This window comes from Arthrobacter sp. SLBN-100, from assembly GCF_006715305.1.
GTDB lineage: Bacteria > Actinomycetota > Actinomycetes > Actinomycetales > Micrococcaceae > Arthrobacter.
Map to the genome: position 1 here is coordinate 124,816 of NZ_VFMY01000002.1, position 18,118 is coordinate 142,933.

At 65.1% G+C, this 18,118-nt stretch carries 17 protein-coding genes; 9 read left to right on the plus strand and 8 right to left on the minus strand.

Going from position 1 to position 18,118, the window contains the following annotated elements; all coding sequences use genetic code 11:
• Nucleotides 1-51 precede the first annotated feature (51 nt).
• The 5 genes from FBY31_RS21800 to FBY31_RS21820 are packed head-to-tail and all read right to left on the minus strand — an operon-like array spanning nucleotide 52 to nucleotide 5,387.
• Nucleotides 52-771, minus strand: a complete 720-nt coding sequence (locus FBY31_RS21800) for a VOC family protein (protein ID WP_142045833.1) — start codon at nucleotides 769-771, stop codon at nucleotides 52-54.
• A gap of 54 nt (nucleotides 772-825) precedes the next feature.
• Complete coding sequence (locus FBY31_RS21805) at nucleotides 826-2,598, minus strand: FAD-dependent monooxygenase (RefSeq protein WP_142045835.1); 1,773 nt, start codon at nucleotides 2,596-2,598, stop codon at nucleotides 826-828.
• 26 nt (nucleotides 2,599-2,624) lie between these two features.
• Nucleotides 2,625-3,614: an alpha/beta hydrolase gene (locus tag FBY31_RS21810; protein ID WP_142045837.1), complete on the minus strand. Its 990-nt coding sequence runs from the start codon at nucleotides 3,612-3,614 to the stop codon at nucleotides 2,625-2,627.
• A gap of 10 nt (nucleotides 3,615-3,624) precedes the next feature.
• Nucleotides 3,625-4,185, minus strand: a complete 561-nt coding sequence (locus FBY31_RS21815; RefSeq protein ID WP_235013246.1) for a flavin reductase family protein — start codon at nucleotides 4,183-4,185, stop codon at nucleotides 3,625-3,627.
• Nucleotides 4,182-5,387, minus strand: coding sequence for an acyl-CoA dehydrogenase family protein (locus FBY31_RS21820; RefSeq protein ID WP_142045839.1), 1,206 nt, complete (start codon nucleotides 5,385-5,387; stop codon nucleotides 4,182-4,184). The genes FBY31_RS21815 and FBY31_RS21820 overlap by 4 nt, the downstream gene beginning before the upstream one ends.
• A 178-nt stretch (nucleotides 5,388-5,565) precedes the next feature.
• Between FBY31_RS21820 and FBY31_RS21825 the strand changes: the two genes are divergently transcribed.
• The 4 genes from FBY31_RS21825 to cofD all read left to right on the plus strand — a co-directional run bounded on the left by FBY31_RS21825 (nucleotide 5,566) and on the right by cofD (nucleotide 9,854).
• A complete protein-coding gene (locus FBY31_RS21825) occupies nucleotides 5,566-6,531 on the plus strand; it encodes a helix-turn-helix domain-containing protein (protein WP_160142507.1) in 966 nt (321 codons plus the stop codon).
• 244 nt (nucleotides 6,532-6,775) lie between these two features.
• Complete coding sequence (locus FBY31_RS21830) at nucleotides 6,776-7,924, plus strand: acetyl-CoA C-acetyltransferase (RefSeq protein WP_142045843.1); 1,149 nt, start codon at nucleotides 6,776-6,778, stop codon at nucleotides 7,922-7,924.
• Between the two features lie 56 nt (nucleotides 7,925-7,980).
• A complete protein-coding gene (gene cofE / locus FBY31_RS21835; protein WP_142045845.1) occupies nucleotides 7,981-8,841 on the plus strand; it encodes a coenzyme F420-0:L-glutamate ligase in 861 nt (286 codons plus the stop codon).
• Nucleotides 8,838-9,854: a 2-phospho-L-lactate transferase gene (gene cofD / locus FBY31_RS21840; protein WP_142045847.1), complete on the plus strand. Its 1,017-nt coding sequence runs from the start codon at nucleotides 8,838-8,840 to the stop codon at nucleotides 9,852-9,854. The genes cofE and cofD overlap by 4 nt, the downstream gene beginning before the upstream one ends.
• 642 nt (nucleotides 9,855-10,496) lie before the next feature.
• Here the strand turns inward: cofD and FBY31_RS23140 are convergent.
• Nucleotides 10,497-11,003, minus strand: coding sequence for a hypothetical protein (locus FBY31_RS23140; protein WP_200833496.1), 507 nt, complete (start codon nucleotides 11,001-11,003; stop codon nucleotides 10,497-10,499).
• A 1,017-nt stretch (nucleotides 11,004-12,020) separates the two neighbouring features.
• On the opposite strand from FBY31_RS23140, the gene npdG reads away from it, so the two are divergent.
• From npdG to FBY31_RS21870, 5 genes are read left to right on the plus strand one after another with little or no spacing between them, the layout of a single operon-like run.
• The gene (gene npdG, locus FBY31_RS21850; protein ID WP_142045849.1) at nucleotides 12,021-12,698 is read left to right on the plus strand and encodes an NADPH-dependent F420 reductase; all 678 of its coding nucleotides are present in this window, start codon (nucleotides 12,021-12,023) and stop codon (nucleotides 12,696-12,698) included.
• Between the two features lie 10 nt (nucleotides 12,699-12,708).
• A complete protein-coding gene (locus FBY31_RS21855; protein ID WP_142045851.1) occupies nucleotides 12,709-12,972 on the plus strand; it encodes a hypothetical protein in 264 nt (87 codons plus the stop codon).
• Complete coding sequence (gene cofG, locus FBY31_RS21860; RefSeq protein ID WP_142045853.1) at nucleotides 12,965-15,343, plus strand: 7,8-didemethyl-8-hydroxy-5-deazariboflavin synthase CofG; 2,379 nt, start codon at nucleotides 12,965-12,967, stop codon at nucleotides 15,341-15,343. Before FBY31_RS21855 ends, cofG begins: the two co-directional genes overlap by 8 nt.
• Entirely contained in the window at nucleotides 15,340-15,825 is a 486-nt protein-coding gene (locus FBY31_RS21865; RefSeq protein ID WP_142045856.1) for a hypothetical protein, read from the plus strand. Before cofG ends, FBY31_RS21865 begins: the two co-directional genes overlap by 4 nt.
• Complete coding sequence (locus FBY31_RS21870; protein WP_235013247.1) at nucleotides 15,822-17,378, plus strand: flavin-containing monooxygenase; 1,557 nt, start codon at nucleotides 15,822-15,824, stop codon at nucleotides 17,376-17,378. Before FBY31_RS21865 ends, FBY31_RS21870 begins: the two co-directional genes overlap by 4 nt.
• Here the strand turns inward: FBY31_RS21870 and cofC are convergent.
• Together cofC and FBY31_RS22910 are read right to left on the minus strand one after the other, a co-directional pair.
• Nucleotides 17,359-17,946 carry a 2-phospho-L-lactate guanylyltransferase gene (cofC, locus tag FBY31_RS21875; RefSeq protein ID WP_142045859.1) on the minus strand — a complete coding sequence of 196 codons (588 nt, stop codon included), beginning with the start codon at nucleotides 17,944-17,946 and terminating at the stop codon, nucleotides 17,359-17,361. The two genes, FBY31_RS21870 and cofC, sit on opposite strands and share 20 nt — an antisense overlap.
• Nucleotides 17,943-18,092 (minus strand): hypothetical protein, encoded by a 150-nt coding sequence (locus FBY31_RS22910; RefSeq protein WP_160142508.1) that lies wholly within the window; start codon nucleotides 18,090-18,092, stop codon nucleotides 17,943-17,945. The genes cofC and FBY31_RS22910 overlap by 4 nt, the downstream gene beginning before the upstream one ends.
• Nucleotides 18,093-18,118: the final 26 nt, after the last annotated feature.

An 18,118-nucleotide genomic window follows, 5' to 3' on the forward strand; every position in this document is an offset into this window, starting at 1 on the left:
GAACGCGTAGCAACTCAGTGGCGTGGGGATATCCCACTGAAGCTCAGCGGATCAGCGGTTGGCGGGCATGAGCGTTCCTGCACCTTCGGGAAGGTGTTCTGCCCATTCGGGATGCTCGGCCAGGCGGGCAGGCCATACGTCGGGGAAGTTTGTCGGGCTTCCCGGGTTCGCAGGAAGGTAGTTACCCGCATAGGCCCCGCGCTGGATGCTGTCAAAGTCCAGCCCGTCCCTGCGGGCTGCAAGGAGCTTTTCGGGATCGAATTGTGCCCCGATTTGGTCTGCGGCGAACTCCCGGGATGCCCACATCCATTCCGTTGACTTGTCCCAGGCACCGAATACGTCCACTTGGATCTCAACGCCGTTGCCGTCCGGATCCACGTAGTACATCGACATGGTCATGCCGTGGTGGAGGCAGATTTCGGGGAGGATGCCGGCGTCCCTCAACCGCTCGTAGTTATCAAGCCACTGATCGGAGCTGGCGTATTCGAAGGCCGTGTGGTGCAGTCCTACCGTATGAGGCTTGTCCACCGGGACTTTGGTTCCGGGCAGGCGCAGCAGCGCAATCCGATGGTTGGCCTCGTCGTTGGTCATCCACGCGGCATGTTCGGCGTAATAGACCGGCTGCAGGCCGCAGACCTGTTCGTACCAGTGGACCATTGCGTCCACATCGAGCGTCATGAACGTGGCATGGTGCAGCATCGGGACTTTGATCGGACGCGGCTTGCGTACGTTGGCGTAGATCGACTTTTCGGGCGTGGTTGCACTTGGCATGGTTGTTCCTAGCGTTGTTTGGCCGGAGATTTAGGTTGTCGGCTTGGATCCGCGTCAGACGCGGGCGGCGGGAATCAGCGCGTTGACTCGCAGTACTTGGGACAGGGCCACGCGAAGCGCGTCTGTAGGGTCGGCCGGCCGGTTCATGCTCCGCCAGGCGATATAGCGGTCAGGCCGAACGAGGAGGGCACCCTCATGTCCCACTTCCTTGACATCGGCCCAGTCGTGGTAGGGATCGGCAATGTCGCTTCCGCCGATTTGTTGGACACGCACGTCGACGCCGAACTCGTCGGTGACGGTTGCTGCGGCGTCACGCCATCCGGCGTCGTCGAGCCCCACGATGAGCGAGAAGCTTAGTCCGCTGACGAGGTCGAGACTTGAGATGGGCTGCCGATCCCGCTCGAGTCTTGCGTGCGGTAGTCGTGCGCCGGGGCGGGTGCTGGACTCGAACTCCAGGATGGGAAACATCGGAACCGAGTCCGTCTCCGGCTCGGGGACGAGGGCTCCGGCGACGTAGCGGTAGCCGAGTTCAAGGCCCAGGGCGTTAAGCTGGGAATCCGTTTTGGCGATCTGCTCCCGCAGGTTCTTTCGCAGTTCGTCACCTTCCGGCGAGGGCTCCCGTAGAAGGTTCAGCTGCTTCCAGCCTTCCTCTTCCGAGAGCCCGTCCTGCAGCCCCAGGGCCCGGTCCACTCCCTGGCTGTGCTCCAGGCTGGTGATGGCCTGCTGGACTCCAGCGGCGTCGACAGGCTGGCGCTCAAGGCTGTAGGTGTCGAGAAGTTCATCCCCGGCGCCCCCTTGGAGCACCAGAGCGAGCTTCCAAGCCAGGTTAAAGGCATCGGCGACGGACATGTTCAGCCCAAGTCCATTGGTCGGCGGATGACGGTGCACCGCATCCCCCATCATGAAAATCCCGTTGCTGCTGAACGAAGGGGCTGTCTGCGCGTTGACCTGCCAGCCGGAGATGTTGAGAATCTCGATGTCGTCCACTGGTTCACCGACGGCTTCCTCGATGTGCCGTCTGGCCTCGTCTTCGCTCATCGCCCGCAGGTCTGTGGTGTCCGGGTTGTAGAACTTGACGAGCAGGAACTCGGTGAAGGGCTCCATGCAGATGAAGGTTCCCAGCCCGAGGGGCGGCTGCGGACCCGGATAGACGTTCCAATACAGTGTGCCGGGTCGATGGGCGAAATACTTGCTCAGGTCGGCACGGAACCAGATGTTAGCGGCATTCGCCAGGCCCGACGGACCTTCGACGGTCAAACCCGCCACGTCCAGGACCTTGCTCTTGGCCCCGTCCGCACCGATCACGAACCTGGCCCTGATCTTGTAGGACTCCTGAGTTTCCCGGTTCAGCACCGTGCCAAGCCACTGCCGTCCATCGGATTCCAGCGAGGTCAGTTCGTGGTTGAAGCGGACCTGAGAGCCGGCCTTTCCCAATGCGCCCACCAGCAGCGGCTCAAACCGGGTCTGCGGGCAGCTCAGCATCGGTTCTGGGCTTGCCTTCTGGTACTTGTGGTGCATATCCAATCCGGTGCCCCAGGATTCACGCCGCGCGATTTCGGGCTGGTTGAGCTTGGTGTACCAGACGCTGTTGCTCATCACTTCCCACGCGGTGGATTCCCCCCGGAGCTCCCGGCTCAAACCCAGGTTCCGCAGGATCTCCGCAGTGTTCTGGTTGACGATATGGGCGCGCGGAGTGTGCGCCGGACCGGCTTGACGCTCCAGAATTACGTGGTTCACGCCGTACTGCGCCAAAGCCAGCGATGACGTCAGCCCGGCGGGACCAGCCCCGACGATCAGGACATCCGTGTATTCCTCGATGACGCTCATTGGTGTTGCCTTTCTTGAAGTGTTCGTCACTGTGCGGTCTTTCGGAGGACAGCCGTCGACATCCGGCCATCAGCTTCGGAGCGCGCCCTGCCGCGAAGGTGGCTGGCCACAAGCTCGATCGCCTCAGAGCTGGCCGGAAGGACGTTCACCAATGAGAAGAACAGATGCATTTGACCCGGCCAGCGGTGGTACTGCACCGTCACGCCGTGGTCTGTCAGGCGGTGCGCATAGGCCTCGCCCTCGTCGCGGAGGACGTCGTGTTCAGCCGTGATGATGAGTGCATCCGGCAGCCCCTGCAGAGACTCTGCACGCAACGGAGAGACTTCGGGGAGTTTGCGGGCGTCCTCGTCCGGGGCATAGTGGTTCCAGAACCACCGCATGGTGTCCGCATCGATCACCACCTGGTTGGCCGGATCCAGGTAGGAAGACCTGGTCAAATCGGCGTCCGTTACCGGATAGATGAGGATTTGCCCCTCGAGATCCGGCCCGCCGAAGTCGCGGGCGCGCTGGGTCAGCACAGCCGCAAGGTTGCCCCCGGAACTGTCTCCCGCCACCCACAGCGGCACATTGTCTCCGGCGATGGCCAGCCTTTGCTCTGCAGCCCAACGCAGAGCGGTCCAGCTGTCCTCCACAGGTGTCGGAAACGGAAACTCAGGAGCCTTGCGGTATTCCACAAGGATGACTGCCGTGCCGGATCGCTCCGCCAGGGTCCGTCCGAGCGTGTCGTAGCCATCGATGTCTTCGAGCACCCATCCGCCACCGTGCAGATACACCAGCACCGCGGCGGGGGATTCTGAGGGAACCAGCACGCGAACACGGAAGGTCCCGCCGTCGAACGCGTCAAGTTCATGATTCTCAATTCGGTACATTTCGGGGCCGGCGCCGTAGAGGTCGCGAAGACCGGCTCCGGCTTCGCGGGCGTCGGCCGGCTGCATTTCCCATATTGGCCGGGCACTAGAGGGTCTCGCTTCTGCCATGTGCTGCAGGAATGCCGCGGTTTCGTTGTCGAGTGCCATGGTGGACCTTTCAGAAGTCAATTCGGGAGTGGTCGCCCAAGTGATGCCAGACGCGGCTGTGGTAAACGAGGGGGTTTCCGGGCTGTTCGTTGGCGTCAGGAATCTGGGCATCAACCACCTGAACGGCCACCACAGTGGACGAACCCGCCGTCATGCTTTCGACGATGTAGCCGCGCATCCACACCGGTGAGGCAGGGAGCACCGGTTCACCCGTGGGGAGCCGGGTCCACTTGACGTTGGCGAACCGATCGATGCCGCTTGTGGCGAAGGTGCGTGCCAGTTCGACCTGATCGGCGCCGAGGAGGTGGATCACTACGGTCCCGGCCTTGGATAAGGCCTGGGTTGCTCCGGAGGCAGAGGACAATGAAAAGACGAGCAGAGGCGGCTCCGCCGACACGGAAATCACGGAGCTGACTGTCATTCCTGCCGGGCCGTCGGGGCCCTCGGCGGTGATCACGGCTACTCCGGCGGGGTGGTTCCGGAAGGCCGCCTTGAACTTCTCCGGAGACAGCATCCTCTCGAGGTTGAGATTTGTCACCCGACCGCTGGGTGTCAGGGGCTGGGCGCTCACTTTCCGTCCTGCCTTTTCTCGACCAGGGAGAAGAACTGCCACTGGGACTCTGTGCCGAGTCCTGCCAATTTCTTGCCGCATCCTTGAAGGGCAAGGGGGCCGGAGGAGATGTGCTGGGTGCCGGCGTGCATGTCCCGGAAGAACCGCTGCAGTGCACCGTGGCGCAACGCCGCAGTGGCTGCCCACTTGTAGACCGTCATGCAAACATCGTGAGCGGACCACGTGGCATTGTTCAGTGCCAGCCGTGTCAGCGTTTCCTGCTCATCCGTCAGGCCTGTACCTGAGGCGAGTGTGGCTTCGTTGTCCGCCCACACATCAAGTAGCCAGGCGCGGGCCGCCCGCAGCGTTGCCTCGGCCCGCGCGTAGTCAGCGTGGAACTGGTCAGTGTCCACTGCGGCGCCAGGTGTGCCTGACTTCTTCTGCGCCAGGGATTTCATCTCGTCGAGCAAACGACGGGCCACCCCAAGGGCCCAGCCCGCATGACCGAGCCCTGAAACATTCGCCAAGCCCATGTGGAAGATCGCCCCGCCGTAGACGGGCTTCGTCGCCGTAGGGGAATACGTGTATTCCTCTGGAACAAACAGGTCTGTGCAGTGGTAGTCGATGCTCCCGGTCGCCCGAAGCCCCATGACGTCCCAGTTGTCCACAACGGTCGCCTGCTCCTTGCGGAATGTAAATATCAGCGGCGCTCCGGTCTCTTCGACAAGTGCCGCGGTGTGGATGTAGCTGGCCAAAGGAAGCCCTGATGCGAACTGCCATGATCCCGTAAGGAGGTAGCCACCTTCGACTTTCTTTGCCGTACCCAGGCGACTTCCCTGGCCGGCCATCAGTTCGTAGCGCCCGTCTCCGAACAGTTCATCGGTGGCAGCTTTTCCCTGGTAGGCAGCGGTGGTGCCCGTGACCATCTGAACGGCCATTACCGCCCAGCCTGTGGATGCATCCGCATAGGACAGTTTCTCTATGACTTCGATGATCTGCCGGGGGGATGCTTCGTATCCGTCCAGCTCATGTGGTATTCCCAAACGGAAGACACCGGAGGCGTGGAGCGCTGCGACGACCTCGTCGGTGAGCGTCCCCCGCTCTTCGTTCTCGTCGCCCGCGGCCATCAGGAGCGGTGTTATCGCCTCCAGACGCTGAAGCAGCGCAGGCACTTCCTTACTGACATGCAAACGGGCCGGGGCCTCGAGCGTGGTCTGGGACATAGGTCATCCTCCAAAAGCGGGTAGGTGTGACTGGATCTGATGTCCACAAACCTAATTGTGATGCCGCGCACATTTGATATGCTGGCGTGCACTGTGCGTGCGGGAGAGTGCACCGTAATTCCCAACCGCCCGCGTCATGGTGAATGCATGCGCGGTACGACGTCAAGGAGGACGTTCCATGCAACCTGCGACACCATCCATTACTGCTATCGACAAATTCGAGGCAGAGGCGAGCTCGCCGACCATGTGGAGAGAAGTAATCTCTCAGAGCATCCTGAGACTTCACTTCGAGGCCATCGGCGACGAGGGTTTCTCCGGCGCAGTGCGCGCGAATGCGGAAGGCGGTGTTCACTTTGCCGAAATCCACGCCACAGCACACCTCGTAAGGCGCAGGCCGGCAGACATCAAGGACGGGCGGGGTGCATACGTGCTGTGCCAGTTGCGTGCCGGCCGTGCGGAGTTCACGCAAAACGGCAGAACTGCCCTCCTCAGCCCGGGGGAGTTCGTAGTTTACGACAGCACGCTGCCCCTGGAAATTATCGGCCGTGAGAGGAATTCATCTCGTTTCATCGCTTTCCCGCGGGAGATGGCCGGCATCGCGCCGGCGCAGATGCTCGACCTTACCTCCCGGGCAATCAAATCAGACTCATTTCTGGCGCCTGCGCTGTCCAGCACCTTGACCGAGGCCGCGTCCGTCCTAGGGAATCTGCGTCCGCAGAGCCGCCTTCGCGCTTTGGTGGGAATTGTTGGGTTGGCGACTGCCTTGTTTCTCGACGAGCTCGGAGGCGCCCCTGTCGAAGAGGGTTCGGGGCGTCTGACGTTTGCTGAGTTGGCCCAATTCATCGACCGGAACTTGGCCGACCCGGACTTGGGCCCACGGTCCTTGGCTGCGGCGCACTTCGTTTCCATACGATTGATCCATCGGATCTTCGCGTCCGAAGGAGCGACGGTGGGCGGATGGGTGAGGGCGCGGCGGCTGGAGCGGTGTCGAGAAGACCTGGTACTCGCCGAATTCGGCAGGACTTCTGTTGCTGCGATAGCGGACCGATGGGGGATCCGCAGCCCATCTCATTTCAACCAGATTTTCCTGCAGGCCTATGGCGAACTGCCTTCCCAGTACCGGAAGCGAGTGCTCCGTCAGTAGGCAAGCAACTCGCCCGGCACCCTCTTCTCAAAAAGATTCTTCACGCTGGGACTGGACAACGCCCAGATAGTTGGACATCCTACTAATGGAAACCTTTCGGGAGCGTTTCCCGCAACTGCAGCCTGAGCCCTTTCTGGCGGCAACACGGCAAGATCCGTCGCGATCGCTTGCCCCCCGTGCGCAGGGACGGCGCCATTTCGATGGCCGCGGGTGACCCATTCCATTAGATATCTGGAGGACTTTTATGACCGAGGCATACATTATCGACGCCGTCCGCACTCCTGTCGGCCGAAGAGGCAAGGGACTCGCGGGTGTACATCCGCTCGACCTGGCTGCTGCGCCGCTTAGCGAGCTTGTATCCCGGCAGGGCATCGAGTCTGATCAATACGACGAAGTGATCTTGGGATGTATTGACCAGCTTGGGCCCAATGCCATGGACATTGCCCGCAACGCTTGGCTGGCAGCCGGGCTCTCTGAGGCCGTTCCAGGCACAACAATCGAGCGCCAATGCGGTTCCGGCCAACAGGCCATTTCATACGCTGCCCAGGCGGTAATGAGTGGCACCAGCGATCTGATCGTCGCCGGAGGAGTCCAGTCGATGTCCAGCATTCCGCTGGCTCACGCCAACCGCGCCGGTGACCAGTTCGGCTTCCCTGACCCGTTCACTGGATCGGAGTCCTGGGCCCGCCGCTATGGCAACCAGGAGATCTCCCAGTTCCGGGGCGCGGAAATGATCGCAGGGAAGTGGGGATTCTCCCGCAGCGAACTGGAAGAACTGGCTCTTGAATCCCATGAACGCGCGCTTAATGCCCAACGGGACGGCCGCTTCGACCGTGAGATCCTGCCCCTCGCCGGCCTCACTATCGACGAGGGCCCCCGGAACCCGGACCCCGAGAAGCTCCGGTCCCTGTCGTCTATCACCGAGGGTGGTCTGCATACTGCGGCCACCGCCTCGCAGATGTCCGATGGTGCAGCTATGTTACTCATCGCGTCAAAGCGCGCCGTTGACAGGTACGGGCTGACACCGCGGGCGCGCATTCACCATGTTTCGGCACGTGCGGATGACCCCGTCATGATGCTGTCCGCCCCCATTGCCGCGACCCGCCATGCACTGCACCGGTCCGGGATGACCCTAGACGAGATGGATCTGATCGAGATCAACGAGGCGTTTGCGGCGGTGGTTCTGGCCTGGCAGCGCGAGACCGGAGCTGACATGGCCAAGGTAAATGTCAATGGAGGCGCCATCGCGTTGGGTCATCCTATCGGGGCTACGGGGGCACGCCTGATGACCACAATGCTCCACGAGCTGGAACGCCGGGACGCCCGTTGGGGGCTACAGACTATGTGCGAGGGTGGGGGACAGGCCAACGTCACCATTATCGAACGGCTCTAGGACCCGATCTGATCAAGGTCGATAAGATAGCGGACTATGTCTGACGGGATTTTGGGATGAATCAAAGTAAGGTGGCTGGCTTTCGAGTGCGCGAGGCTGAAGAGGCGCCCCCGCAGTTTACAGTCGTTGGGATCAGTGGAATTGGTGAGGTCGCCGCCGGCGATGACCTCCTGGTGCTGATAGGGAACGCCGTCGAAGCGGAAATTTCCGCCGGGGACGTCGTCGTGGTGACAAGCAAAATAGTTTCTAAGGCCGAAGGACGTTCTCTGCAGGCAGACAGCCGCGAAGATGCCATCACGGCCGAAACAGTGCGGCTGGTTGCCAGCAAACCACACCCCGGGGGTGTGACCCGGATCGTCCAGAACAGGTTGGGACTGGTGCTCGCCGCCGCGGGCGTCGACGCGAGCAATACCCCTGACGGCACGGTGCTGCTCCTGCCGGAGAACCCGGATGCGTCAGCTAGGGCCCTGTGCATGGGGTTGCGCCAGCGGTTCGGTTTCGACCTGGGGGTGATTATCACCGACACGCTGGGCCGCCCTTGGCGCCTGGGGCAGACCGATCTGGCTATCGGGGCCGCGGGAATGGCGGTAACCCATGATTTGCGCGGGACGCGGGATGATTTCGACAGGCGCATGGATGTCACCATCACAGCGGTGGCGGATGAAATAGCAGGTGCGGCGAACCTTGTGCTGGGCAAGACCTCTCGCCGGCCGGTCGCCGTGGTCCACGGCATGGATCACCTGATTCGGCCCCTGGAGGAACCCGGGGCGCGGACCCTGATCCGCCCTGCAGACGAGGACCTGTTCCGTCTCGGATCGGCAGAAGCGCATCTGGAAGGATTCCATGAAGGTTTCGCGGCAGGACAAAGGTCAACCGTTGAATCCGTAGTTACCGCAGAGGGCAGTGCTACCGCATGAGGATAACCGTGCTGGCAGGTGGTGTGGGCGGGGCGCGTTTCCTGCGGGGGCTGCGCCACCATCTGCGTCGGGTGATGCCGGATGGTGCCGGCGGAACAACGGCCGAGATCACCGCCGTCGTCAACACGGGGGATGACATGTGGCTGACGGGCCTGCGGGTCTGCCCCGATCTGGACTCGGTGATGTATGCCCTCGCGGGCGTCAACGACGAATCGCGGGGCTGGGGCCGGGCCGGCGAAACGGAGCGCGTCAGCGCCGAACTGGCCGCCTACGGCGTTGGCTGGCCATGGTTCACCCTCGGTGATCTAGACCTGGGCACCCACATCACCCGCTCGCATCTGCTACGCGCCGGGCTGCCGTTGAGCCAGGTCACCGGGCGGCTGGCGGCACGCTGGGACATAGGCGTGGAGCTACTGCCCATGAGCGACGAGGAAGTGGAAACCCATGTGGCGCTGGAAGGTTCCACACCCGATGCACCCCAGGACATTGTGCACTTCGAGGAATGGTGGGTCCGGCACCGCGCCCGGCGCCCGGCCCGGGAGTTCATCCAGGCCGGACTCTCAGAGGCAGCCCCGGCGCCGGGGGTGCTGGCGGCGATTTTCGGTGCCGACGCCGTCATGTTGGCCCCGTCGAATCCGGTGGTGTCCATCGGCACGATTTTGAATGTCCCCGGCATACGGGAGGCCATCCAAGCGACACCGGCCCCGGTCGTGGGAATCTCCCCCATTATTTCCGGTGCTGCCGTCCGGGGCATGGCAGACGCCTGCCTGGCCGCGATCGGCGTCAGGACCGGCGCCGATGCGGTGGCCCTGCACTATGGTGCCCGTTCCGCGGGCGGGATCCTGGATGCCTGGTTGATTGACAGCGCCGATGCGGGGCTAGCCGATCTTATCGCCGGTGCAGGGGTCCGGCCGGTTGTTGTTCCGCTGTGGATGAACGACGTCCAGACCAGCGCGGAACTTGCCGCAACGGCCTTGGAAGCTGCTTCTGCAGTGGCAACGGCAGAGGCCTAGGTGTACTAACCCGGCAGCCCCCTCAAAGCCCCGCAGGGCTGTACGCGTATCGCGGCCCAGACCCAGCTCCCCGGCCACGGCGAGGCCAGCCAGCGTGTCCACGTCACGGTGCAGGGTGGAGGCCGGGCTCAGATCGAGGGTTCTCATGCCGGCGGCGCGATGTCCGGCATGAGAACCCGGGCCGAAGTGCGGTTCCGGCTCGGTGACTGGACCGGCGGTCAGCATGATCGTGCCGCTGCCGCCGGCATCGGTCACCACTGCCGAACGGCACCGCCGGGCAGCTGTAACATCCGCGCTGTCCAGCGCCGGCAGATCGGCCACAGCACGGCACGCCACCGCAAGGGAGGGCGGCGCGGACGCGCGGGAGGCCCTGACGGACGGCGCCATTCAGCCACGACCGGGTATCAGCCATTACGCTCGCACCCAGCCCGTCGAACAACACCTGGGCCTCCTAGTCCCCGTGATGACGCTGACCCCCGCCACGGCACTGCTGGCCAGGGCGGCCGTGACGGCATCAGTCCCAGCTCACGGCGCCGTGCGCCGTACGCGTTGTCCGGCAACAGCCGGGTCGTGGAGGCGGTGGTTCCGCGGACGGGCATAAGGACATGCCAGGCGGCTTCTTTGATCACAGGTTAGGTCCGGTCATGACGGGCCGCCGGTCAGGTCGCCATGCGCAACAAGCGCAGGGTCTTGCATATCGGGCCGGCGCCGTTTGACCTCCCGGGCGAGGTCGAAATACGCGGTTCCGGGCAGGTCCGGGTGGATGCCGCCCAGGCAGATCTCCGTGGCACCGATGAACCAGGCCTCGTCCACCCGGTCCCCGACCTGCGGCATCGCGAGCGTCAAGGCATCCTCATCCGTGCCGCGCTGCGCGAAGGCGCAGAACTGGCAGCAGGTGTAGCAGACGTTGGTGATATTGATGTTGCGGTTCACGACGTAGCCCACGGCGTCCCCGACGCTGTTTTTCCGGACCCGTTCGGCTTGCGCGGCGAGGGCGTCCAGATCGGTGCCCTCCGCGGAGAGCAGGCTCAGATAGTCCGCGTCCGGCAGACCCGCGGGATTCTCCTCGGCCCGGGAAAGGGCGGCCCGGACCTCCCGGCTCTGCCCCCACCGGCTGCACCGGCAATCCTGACGCGCGGACTTCTGCACGCGAGGCCTCCCAGTCCGCATAGACCGCGTCGAAATCGCTGCGCCCGTCCCCGATGCGCCCCACAGTGTCGATCTCCGTGTGCAGATTCACCCGTCCGGGCCCGGCCGCCGCCCAGTCCGGATCCGGTTCCTGCCACGGCAGGCCGGACGGCGGCCGGCCCTCGACGGCCAGTCCGTCGGGCCCGGCGAGGGCACGGACCTGGGGAAGGACCCGCGGATCGAGCCAGGGTTCCTCGGCGCCGACGAAATGCGGGTGTGCAGTCAACTGTTCCCACAGGGCAAAGCCGGTGCCGGCGGTGAGCCGGGCCAGGCCCTCAACATGGGGCCAGGGGCGTTCGGGGTTGACATGATCCGGTGTCAGGGGCTGACGCCGGGCCAGTCATCGATACCGGCCCGGACCAAAAGGGAGAGCTCGTTGGCTTCCGTGAGGTTGGGCGGGGCCTGCATCCGCGCCCGGGCCCCAGGACCAGGCGCACCACGGCGGCGGCGGCGGCCCTACTCGGTCACCGACTTTGATCGTCCCCGCTTAGTTATAAATCTATTAAATACTAGGTACTCCTAGTATTTAATAGGAATACCTAGTAAATTGAACAGAATCCGGACTTCTTAGCCGTGCCCCGGTGCGGCGGGCAGGCGGAGGGGACAGGAGATATAGGAGGCATTCAAGCCTTCTAAACGAGAAAAGAGGGGACATGGGCCCACGCTACGTTCTTCCCAAGAGCCTTGCACAGAAGACACCGGTCTCAAAGTCGCCGGATGCGGCTCTCTGTGCAGAGGAAGCACCACCCCGGCAAACGATTAACATCGATGAACTTTGCGCATCCCCCTGGGTCGGTCTTCACTACCGGCAGGAGTTCCTGCTCCACCACAGGCACGAGCTGCTGATGTACCGTCTCATGGACTGATGCCCCTTTCGTTCCTGTGACCGCCGCCACCCGGCAGCCGCCCGAGTAGGGCCGTCTCCGGGTTGCATTTTCCATTCACGTAAAACCCCTTAGTGACTTTGTTAGGAGCATCATGGGCACGTTCAAGATTGCAGTAGTTGGCGGATCCGGGCCGCAGGGCAAGGCCTTGGCCTACCGCTTCGCCCACGCAGGGCACACCGTGGTGCTCGGATCCCGGGCAGCCGGGCGCGCCGAGGAGGCGGCGGCCGCCGTCAACGCTAAACTTCAGGGCGTTGGCGTTGGCGTTGGCGTCGTCGGAGCCGCGGAGAATAACGCTGCGCTGCAGGGCGCTGACGTCGTTCTTCTGGCCGTTCCTTACAAGGGCCACGCGGAGCTTGTCGCCTCACTCGCCGACAATCTCGCCGGCAAGGTCCTCATCAGCTGTGTCAATCCCTTGGGCTTCGATCAGCGGGGACCCTACGGGCTGGATGTTGCGGAAAGTGCAGCTGAGGAGGCAGCTCGTCTGGCGCCCAATGCAACTGTCGTAGGGGCCTTCCACCACCTGTCCGCGCCCAATCTGTGGGCGTCGGCTGACCTGCTTGATCATGAGGATGTCCTCGTCTGTGGCGATGACCCGGAGGCAAAAGCCGTCGCCATCGAGCTGGCGGCTGCCGTTACCGGACGCCCAGGTATCGATGCCGGCGACCTGCGGCTTGCCCGCCAGCTGGAACCGTTGACAGCTGTCCTGATCAGCATCAACAAACGGTACAAGATCCGCTCGGGCGTGCGTATCAGCGGCCTGACTGAATAAGGGTGAGGACATGGCAGCGACGGACATGCAAGCGGCAATGGTAATGCCCCGATCACGTGGACGGACGGTGTCCGAGGTGGAAGCGATGACCCGGGCGATCGGCCGGACTCCGGTCCAGCCCACCACCGCCCATGGGGTAATGGCGTCCGAACGCGCCGCCCGGGCGGGCCAGTACGCGCAAAATGGTTTGAGCGCGGCAGGCAAGACCGGGCAATACGCGGGTACGTCGCGAGACCCGCGCCGCTATCGTTTTTTGAAGGACCTTCATGTCTAAGCCGGCCGTTCTGAATCCTGCCCCCCTCACTCATGCTCTCGCTCGTCTTGAAGACACGGGTGAGACGGACCTTGCCGGAGCCACGGTGCTCTTCGGAGCTCGAGGCGACAACCTCGACCGGTTGCTGACCGTTGCGTCGCGACTCCGCGACGAGGGCCTTGCGCGCGCCTCTCGAGCGGGCATCATCACGTATTCGAAGAAGGTGTTCCTCCCCGTTACGCAGCTTTGCCAGGACCGCTGTCACTACTGCGTCTTCGTCGAGACGCCAGGCGGCCTGCTGAAAAAAGGGATCCCCACCTACCTGCCGCCGGAAGAGATCCTTCGCATCGCTCGCGAGGGGGCAGCGCTCGGCTGCAAGGAGGCGCTCTTCACACTCGGCGACCGCCCCGAGAACCGCTGGCCGGTCGCGCGGCAGTGGCTCCACGACCACGGCTACACCTCCACCCTCGACTACATCGGCGCGATGGCCGATCTAGTGCTCACGGAGACCGGCCTTCTGCCGCATCTCAACCCCGGCGTCATGTCGTTCGCCGAGCTGCAGCGCCTCCGCCCGGTCGCCGCGTCGATGGGCATGATGCTCGAGACCACGGCCACACGGCTCTGGAGCGAGCGCGAGGGAGTGCACTTCGGGTCCCCGGACAAGGATCCTGCTCTGCGGATGCGGGTGATCGACGACGCCGGCCGCTCCCGGATCCCATTCACCACCGGGGTCCTCCTCGGCATCGGCGAGAACGACGCTGAGCGCGCCGAGGCACTCTTCGCCATCCGGGCGTCGCACGAGCGATACGGCCAGGTGCAGGAGACCATCGTCCAGAACTTCCGTGCGAAGCCGGGCACCGCGATGCAGAACGAGACCGACCTCGCTCTCGAGGAGTATGTCGCCGCCGTCGCAGTCGCCCGGATTGTCATGGGGCCCGACCACACCATCCAGGCGCCGCCGAACCTCACCGACCTCACCGAACTCCTGCTGCTCGTGCGCGCAGGCATCGACGACTGGGGCGGCGTCAGCCCGCTCACCCCCGACCATGTTAACCCCGAACGGCCCTGGCCCGAGATCGAGACGCTCGCCAAGCTGACGGCGCACGCCGGCTTCACTCTGCGCGAACGACTCACGGCGCACCCGGCCTACCTGACGGATCCAGAAACCTGGCTGGATCCCCGCGTCGCCCCCGCCGTCACCGCTCTGGCCGAGCCGGTGTCCCTACTCGCCGCCGAGAGCACACGCGTGAGGCCCGCGCCCCCGGCGGCGCGCGGGCCGCGTTGCCGGCCTGCCGACACTGTCGCTGCTGCTGCTGCCACCACCGTTCCTCCCGCCGACCGCGCCGTGGCCGCCGCACTCACCAAAGCTTCGACCGACCCGGCCGCTCTGACGGACGCTGAATATGTCTCCCTCCTTACCGCCCGCGGCGACGCCCTCGACGCGGTAACGGCACTGGCCGACGAGGTCCGGTCGGCAGCGGTCGGTGACACACTCACCTACGTCGTCAACCGCAACCTCGACTCGTCGCTCTACAGCGAGGGCCTCACCGACGACATGGTCCGGCGACTCGTCGAGGAAGCCATCACCCTCGGTGCCACCGAAATCTGCGTCCAGGGCCCGATCGACCGGGCGCTGCGGGGCACGGCCTACCTCGACCTGGCTCGAGCCATCCGCACAGCCGGGCCCGACCTCTCACTCCACGCCTACCGCCCCACGGAGGTGCTCGACGGGGCACATAGGATGGGCGTCAGCGTCGAGGTCTTCCTCGAAGGACTGCGGGAGGCAGGTGTGACGAGCGTTCCCGGTACCGGGGCGCGGATTTTGGACGACGGCGTGCGCGCGCTTCTGAGCGAGGGCACCGATCCGCCGGTCGACGAATGGATCCGGCCCATCAAGGCCGCTCACCGGGCAGGCCTTCGATCGACGGCGACGATCGTCTACGGTCATGTCGAGACGCCCGCCCAGATCGTCGCGCACCTGCGCCGACTGACCCGGATCCAGGACGAAACCGGTGGCTTCTCGGAGTTCATCGCGATGCCGTACGTGCCGTTCGACGTACCCTCCGGGGTGCGGGCGGCGGCTGGTGAAGGGCCGAGCCTCGAAACCTCGCGGGCACTCCACGCAGTCGCGCGACTGATGCTGCACAGCAGGATCGACCACGTGCAGGCGGCCTGGACAAAGCTAGGCTTCCACCGCGCCAGGGCCGTACTTGCCGGTGGAGCAGACGATTTCGGCGGTCTGCTACTCGACGGCGCCATCTGGCCAGAGGCCGGCGGCGAGGGATACCGCGAGGCAACGCCGGGAGACGTCCAGCGGATCGCGGCCGCTCTCGGCCGCGAGGCGCGGGAACGCACCACAAGCTACACACTGGTCAAGGGGGAATTTGTGTGACGCTCGCCCACGCCGAGACTCGCACCGGCCTGCGAGAGGTCAAAACGGGAGTCGCGCGTCTGCCCGGCAGGTCCCTCGAGCCGGTCGTGATCGCCGCCGACCCGGCCGGCCTGGATCCCACCCTCGTCGCTGCCCTGCCGCTGCTAACGCGGTGGCGGCAAGTATTCATAACGGGCGCGGACGTCTCACCGGACGAGCTGCCCGACCGCTTTGCGCTCCTCGTCGCGCCCGGCCGCGAGACCGCGGTCGCTGCTGAGATGCGTGTCTCAGCTCTTATCGTGCTGGGCCCGGTTGCGCCGGATGTCCGTTGCCCAGTCCTCGTCATCGCCCCGCCCGGGTCAGCAACGGTTGAGCTAATCACCGCCTATGTGTGCTTCGCCGAGGCTGGACATCCCGCCGAGCAGGCGCATCTCATCGACTCGTTCCTGCGCGATCCGCGGCGGTACCCAGCCGGCAGCACGATCCCGCGAGCCCGGCCGTGACGGAGGCCAACGACACCCAGGCTCTACCCGCCGACGCGTTATTCTCCCTGACCGCCCCCACGAACACCGCCGACACGGGCGCCGCTCCCGCCCTCATCGACACGGTGATCATTGGTGCCGGCTTTGCCGGCCTCGGCGCCGCGATCCGGCTCGCCCGATCCGGTGACCGGTCGTTCGTCGTGGTGGAGCGCGGCGACGACGTCGGCGGAACCTGGCGCGACAATGTATACCCGGGCGTCGCCTGCGACATCCCGTCGCAGCTATACTCGTTCTCCTTCCGGCCGCGCGCCAACTGGAGCCGCTTCTTCGCCCCCGGCGCCGAGATACTCGACTACCTGCAGGAGGCCGCCCGCGAGGAGGGCATCCTCCCGCATCTCCGCTTCTCGTCCGACGTGCTAGCGCTCGACTGGGACGACACCACCGCGACCTGGACGGTCGTCACCACGCGCGACAGCTATCGCTGCCGCTGGGTGGTCGTGGCGACGGGCCGGCTCTCCGAGAAGCGCATGCCCGCAGTGCCGGGGCTCCGCTCGTTCGCGGGCATCTTGGTCCACTCGTCCGAATGGCCGCGCGATCTCGACCTGGCCGGCAAGCGTGTCGGGCTCGTCGGCAGCGGCGCGTCGGCCGTGCAGATCCTGCCGCGCATCGCCGCGGTCGCCGACGAGGTCGTTCTCTTCCAGCGTAGCGCCCCGTATGTCGTTCCCCGTGAGGACCGAGCCTATACCGAGGTTGAGAAGACCGGCTGGCTAGACGACCCCGGGTCCCTGGCCGAGCTCCGCGCCCGGATGTTCTGGGACTTCGAGGCCGGTTTCGCAGCAAGGCTCGGTGCCACTGGCCACCTCACCGGGCTTCGTGACCGCGCGCGGCGGAACCTCGAGGCGCAGATCCCCGACCCCGCCCTCCGTCGGGCCCTCACGCCCGACTACGAGGTCGGGTGCAAGCGGGTCGTGCTCTCCGATGACTACTATCCTGCCCTGTTGCGCGAGTCGGTGCGCCTCGAGCAGTCGGCTGTTGCTGGCGTCGAGGGGAGCCGGGTCGAGGCGGCCTCAGGAGCGGCCTATGACCTCGACGTGCTCATCGTGGCGACCGGATTCCGCTCGGCCCGGCCGCCGATCGCGCGCAGGATTCGAGGCCGCGACGGCCGCACCCTCGACGCCGTCTGGTCGAAGGGGATGGCGGCGCACAACTCCACGACCGTCGCTGGCTTTCCGAACCTCTTCGTCATCGACGGACCCAACGCCAGCCTCGGCCACAACTCTGCTGTGCACATGATTGAGTCTCAGATTGCGTTCGTTCTCGAGGCCCTCGGGTATCTGCGCCGCCGGGGGGTAGCCGTTTTTCACGTCCGGGCGGAGCGACAGGCCGCCTACGTTGCCGAAATCGACCGCTTGGCGGAGGCCACCGTCTGGCTCACCGGTGGCTGTCGCAGCTGGTACGTCGATGAGCGGAGCCGCCGGCTGACCCTGCTGTGGCCGGACACCGCCTCGGCGTTCCGCGAGCGGCTCGCACGGTTCGACCCGGCCGACTACCTGCTCAGCGCGCAGACTGCCTGAGCGCCTCCGCCGTCCGCCGGCCCAGCCGCCCCTCGAGCCGCTCGAGATCGGCCCAGGTGTCGACGTCCGAGCGCAGCCCCGAGGTCTCGTCGAGATCGAGCTCGACGTAACCCGCGGCGCCGTGCGCAGCACGCGAACCCTCGCCAAACGCGGGGCGATGCCGCTCCGGGTCGATGGCGGTGATTAACGTCGTGCCGGTTCCGGCTGCGTCTGCGACGAACGCCAGCTCCGCGGCTGACGCGAGCCACAGGGCGACCTCGAGTTCAGCCGACGCGAGAGCCGGCAGGTCGCCCTGGAGCACGGCCACCTGGCCAGGGCCCGCCGCTTTGATGCCGTGAAGGACGGCTGCGGACAGCCCCCGGCCTGGATCCTGCACGGTCTCGGCGCCGAGAGCGCGGAAATCGGCCGCAGCGGCGTCGGAGGTGACGACAACGACGCGTCCCACCGGCAGCGCTGCAGCCACCGTGTCGAGGGCGATCGTACGCGCCAAGCCGGGATCACCCCCGAGGCGGGACTTCGCGGCCGCGGTGCCCTTGACCGGCACGACGACGGTCCAGGCGTCAGTCATGCGCCGCCTCCCACAACCTTTGAGGTCGCAGCAAGGACGTCTCCCTCGCGCAAGGAGCCATTTGCAGAAGCGATCACCTCTGAGACCAGGTCGGTGCCGGGCGCTACCTCCCCAATGTCTGCGAGGGGGAAAATCTCTATGCGCACTTGGTCATTCCTTCGAGTTGGTTCGG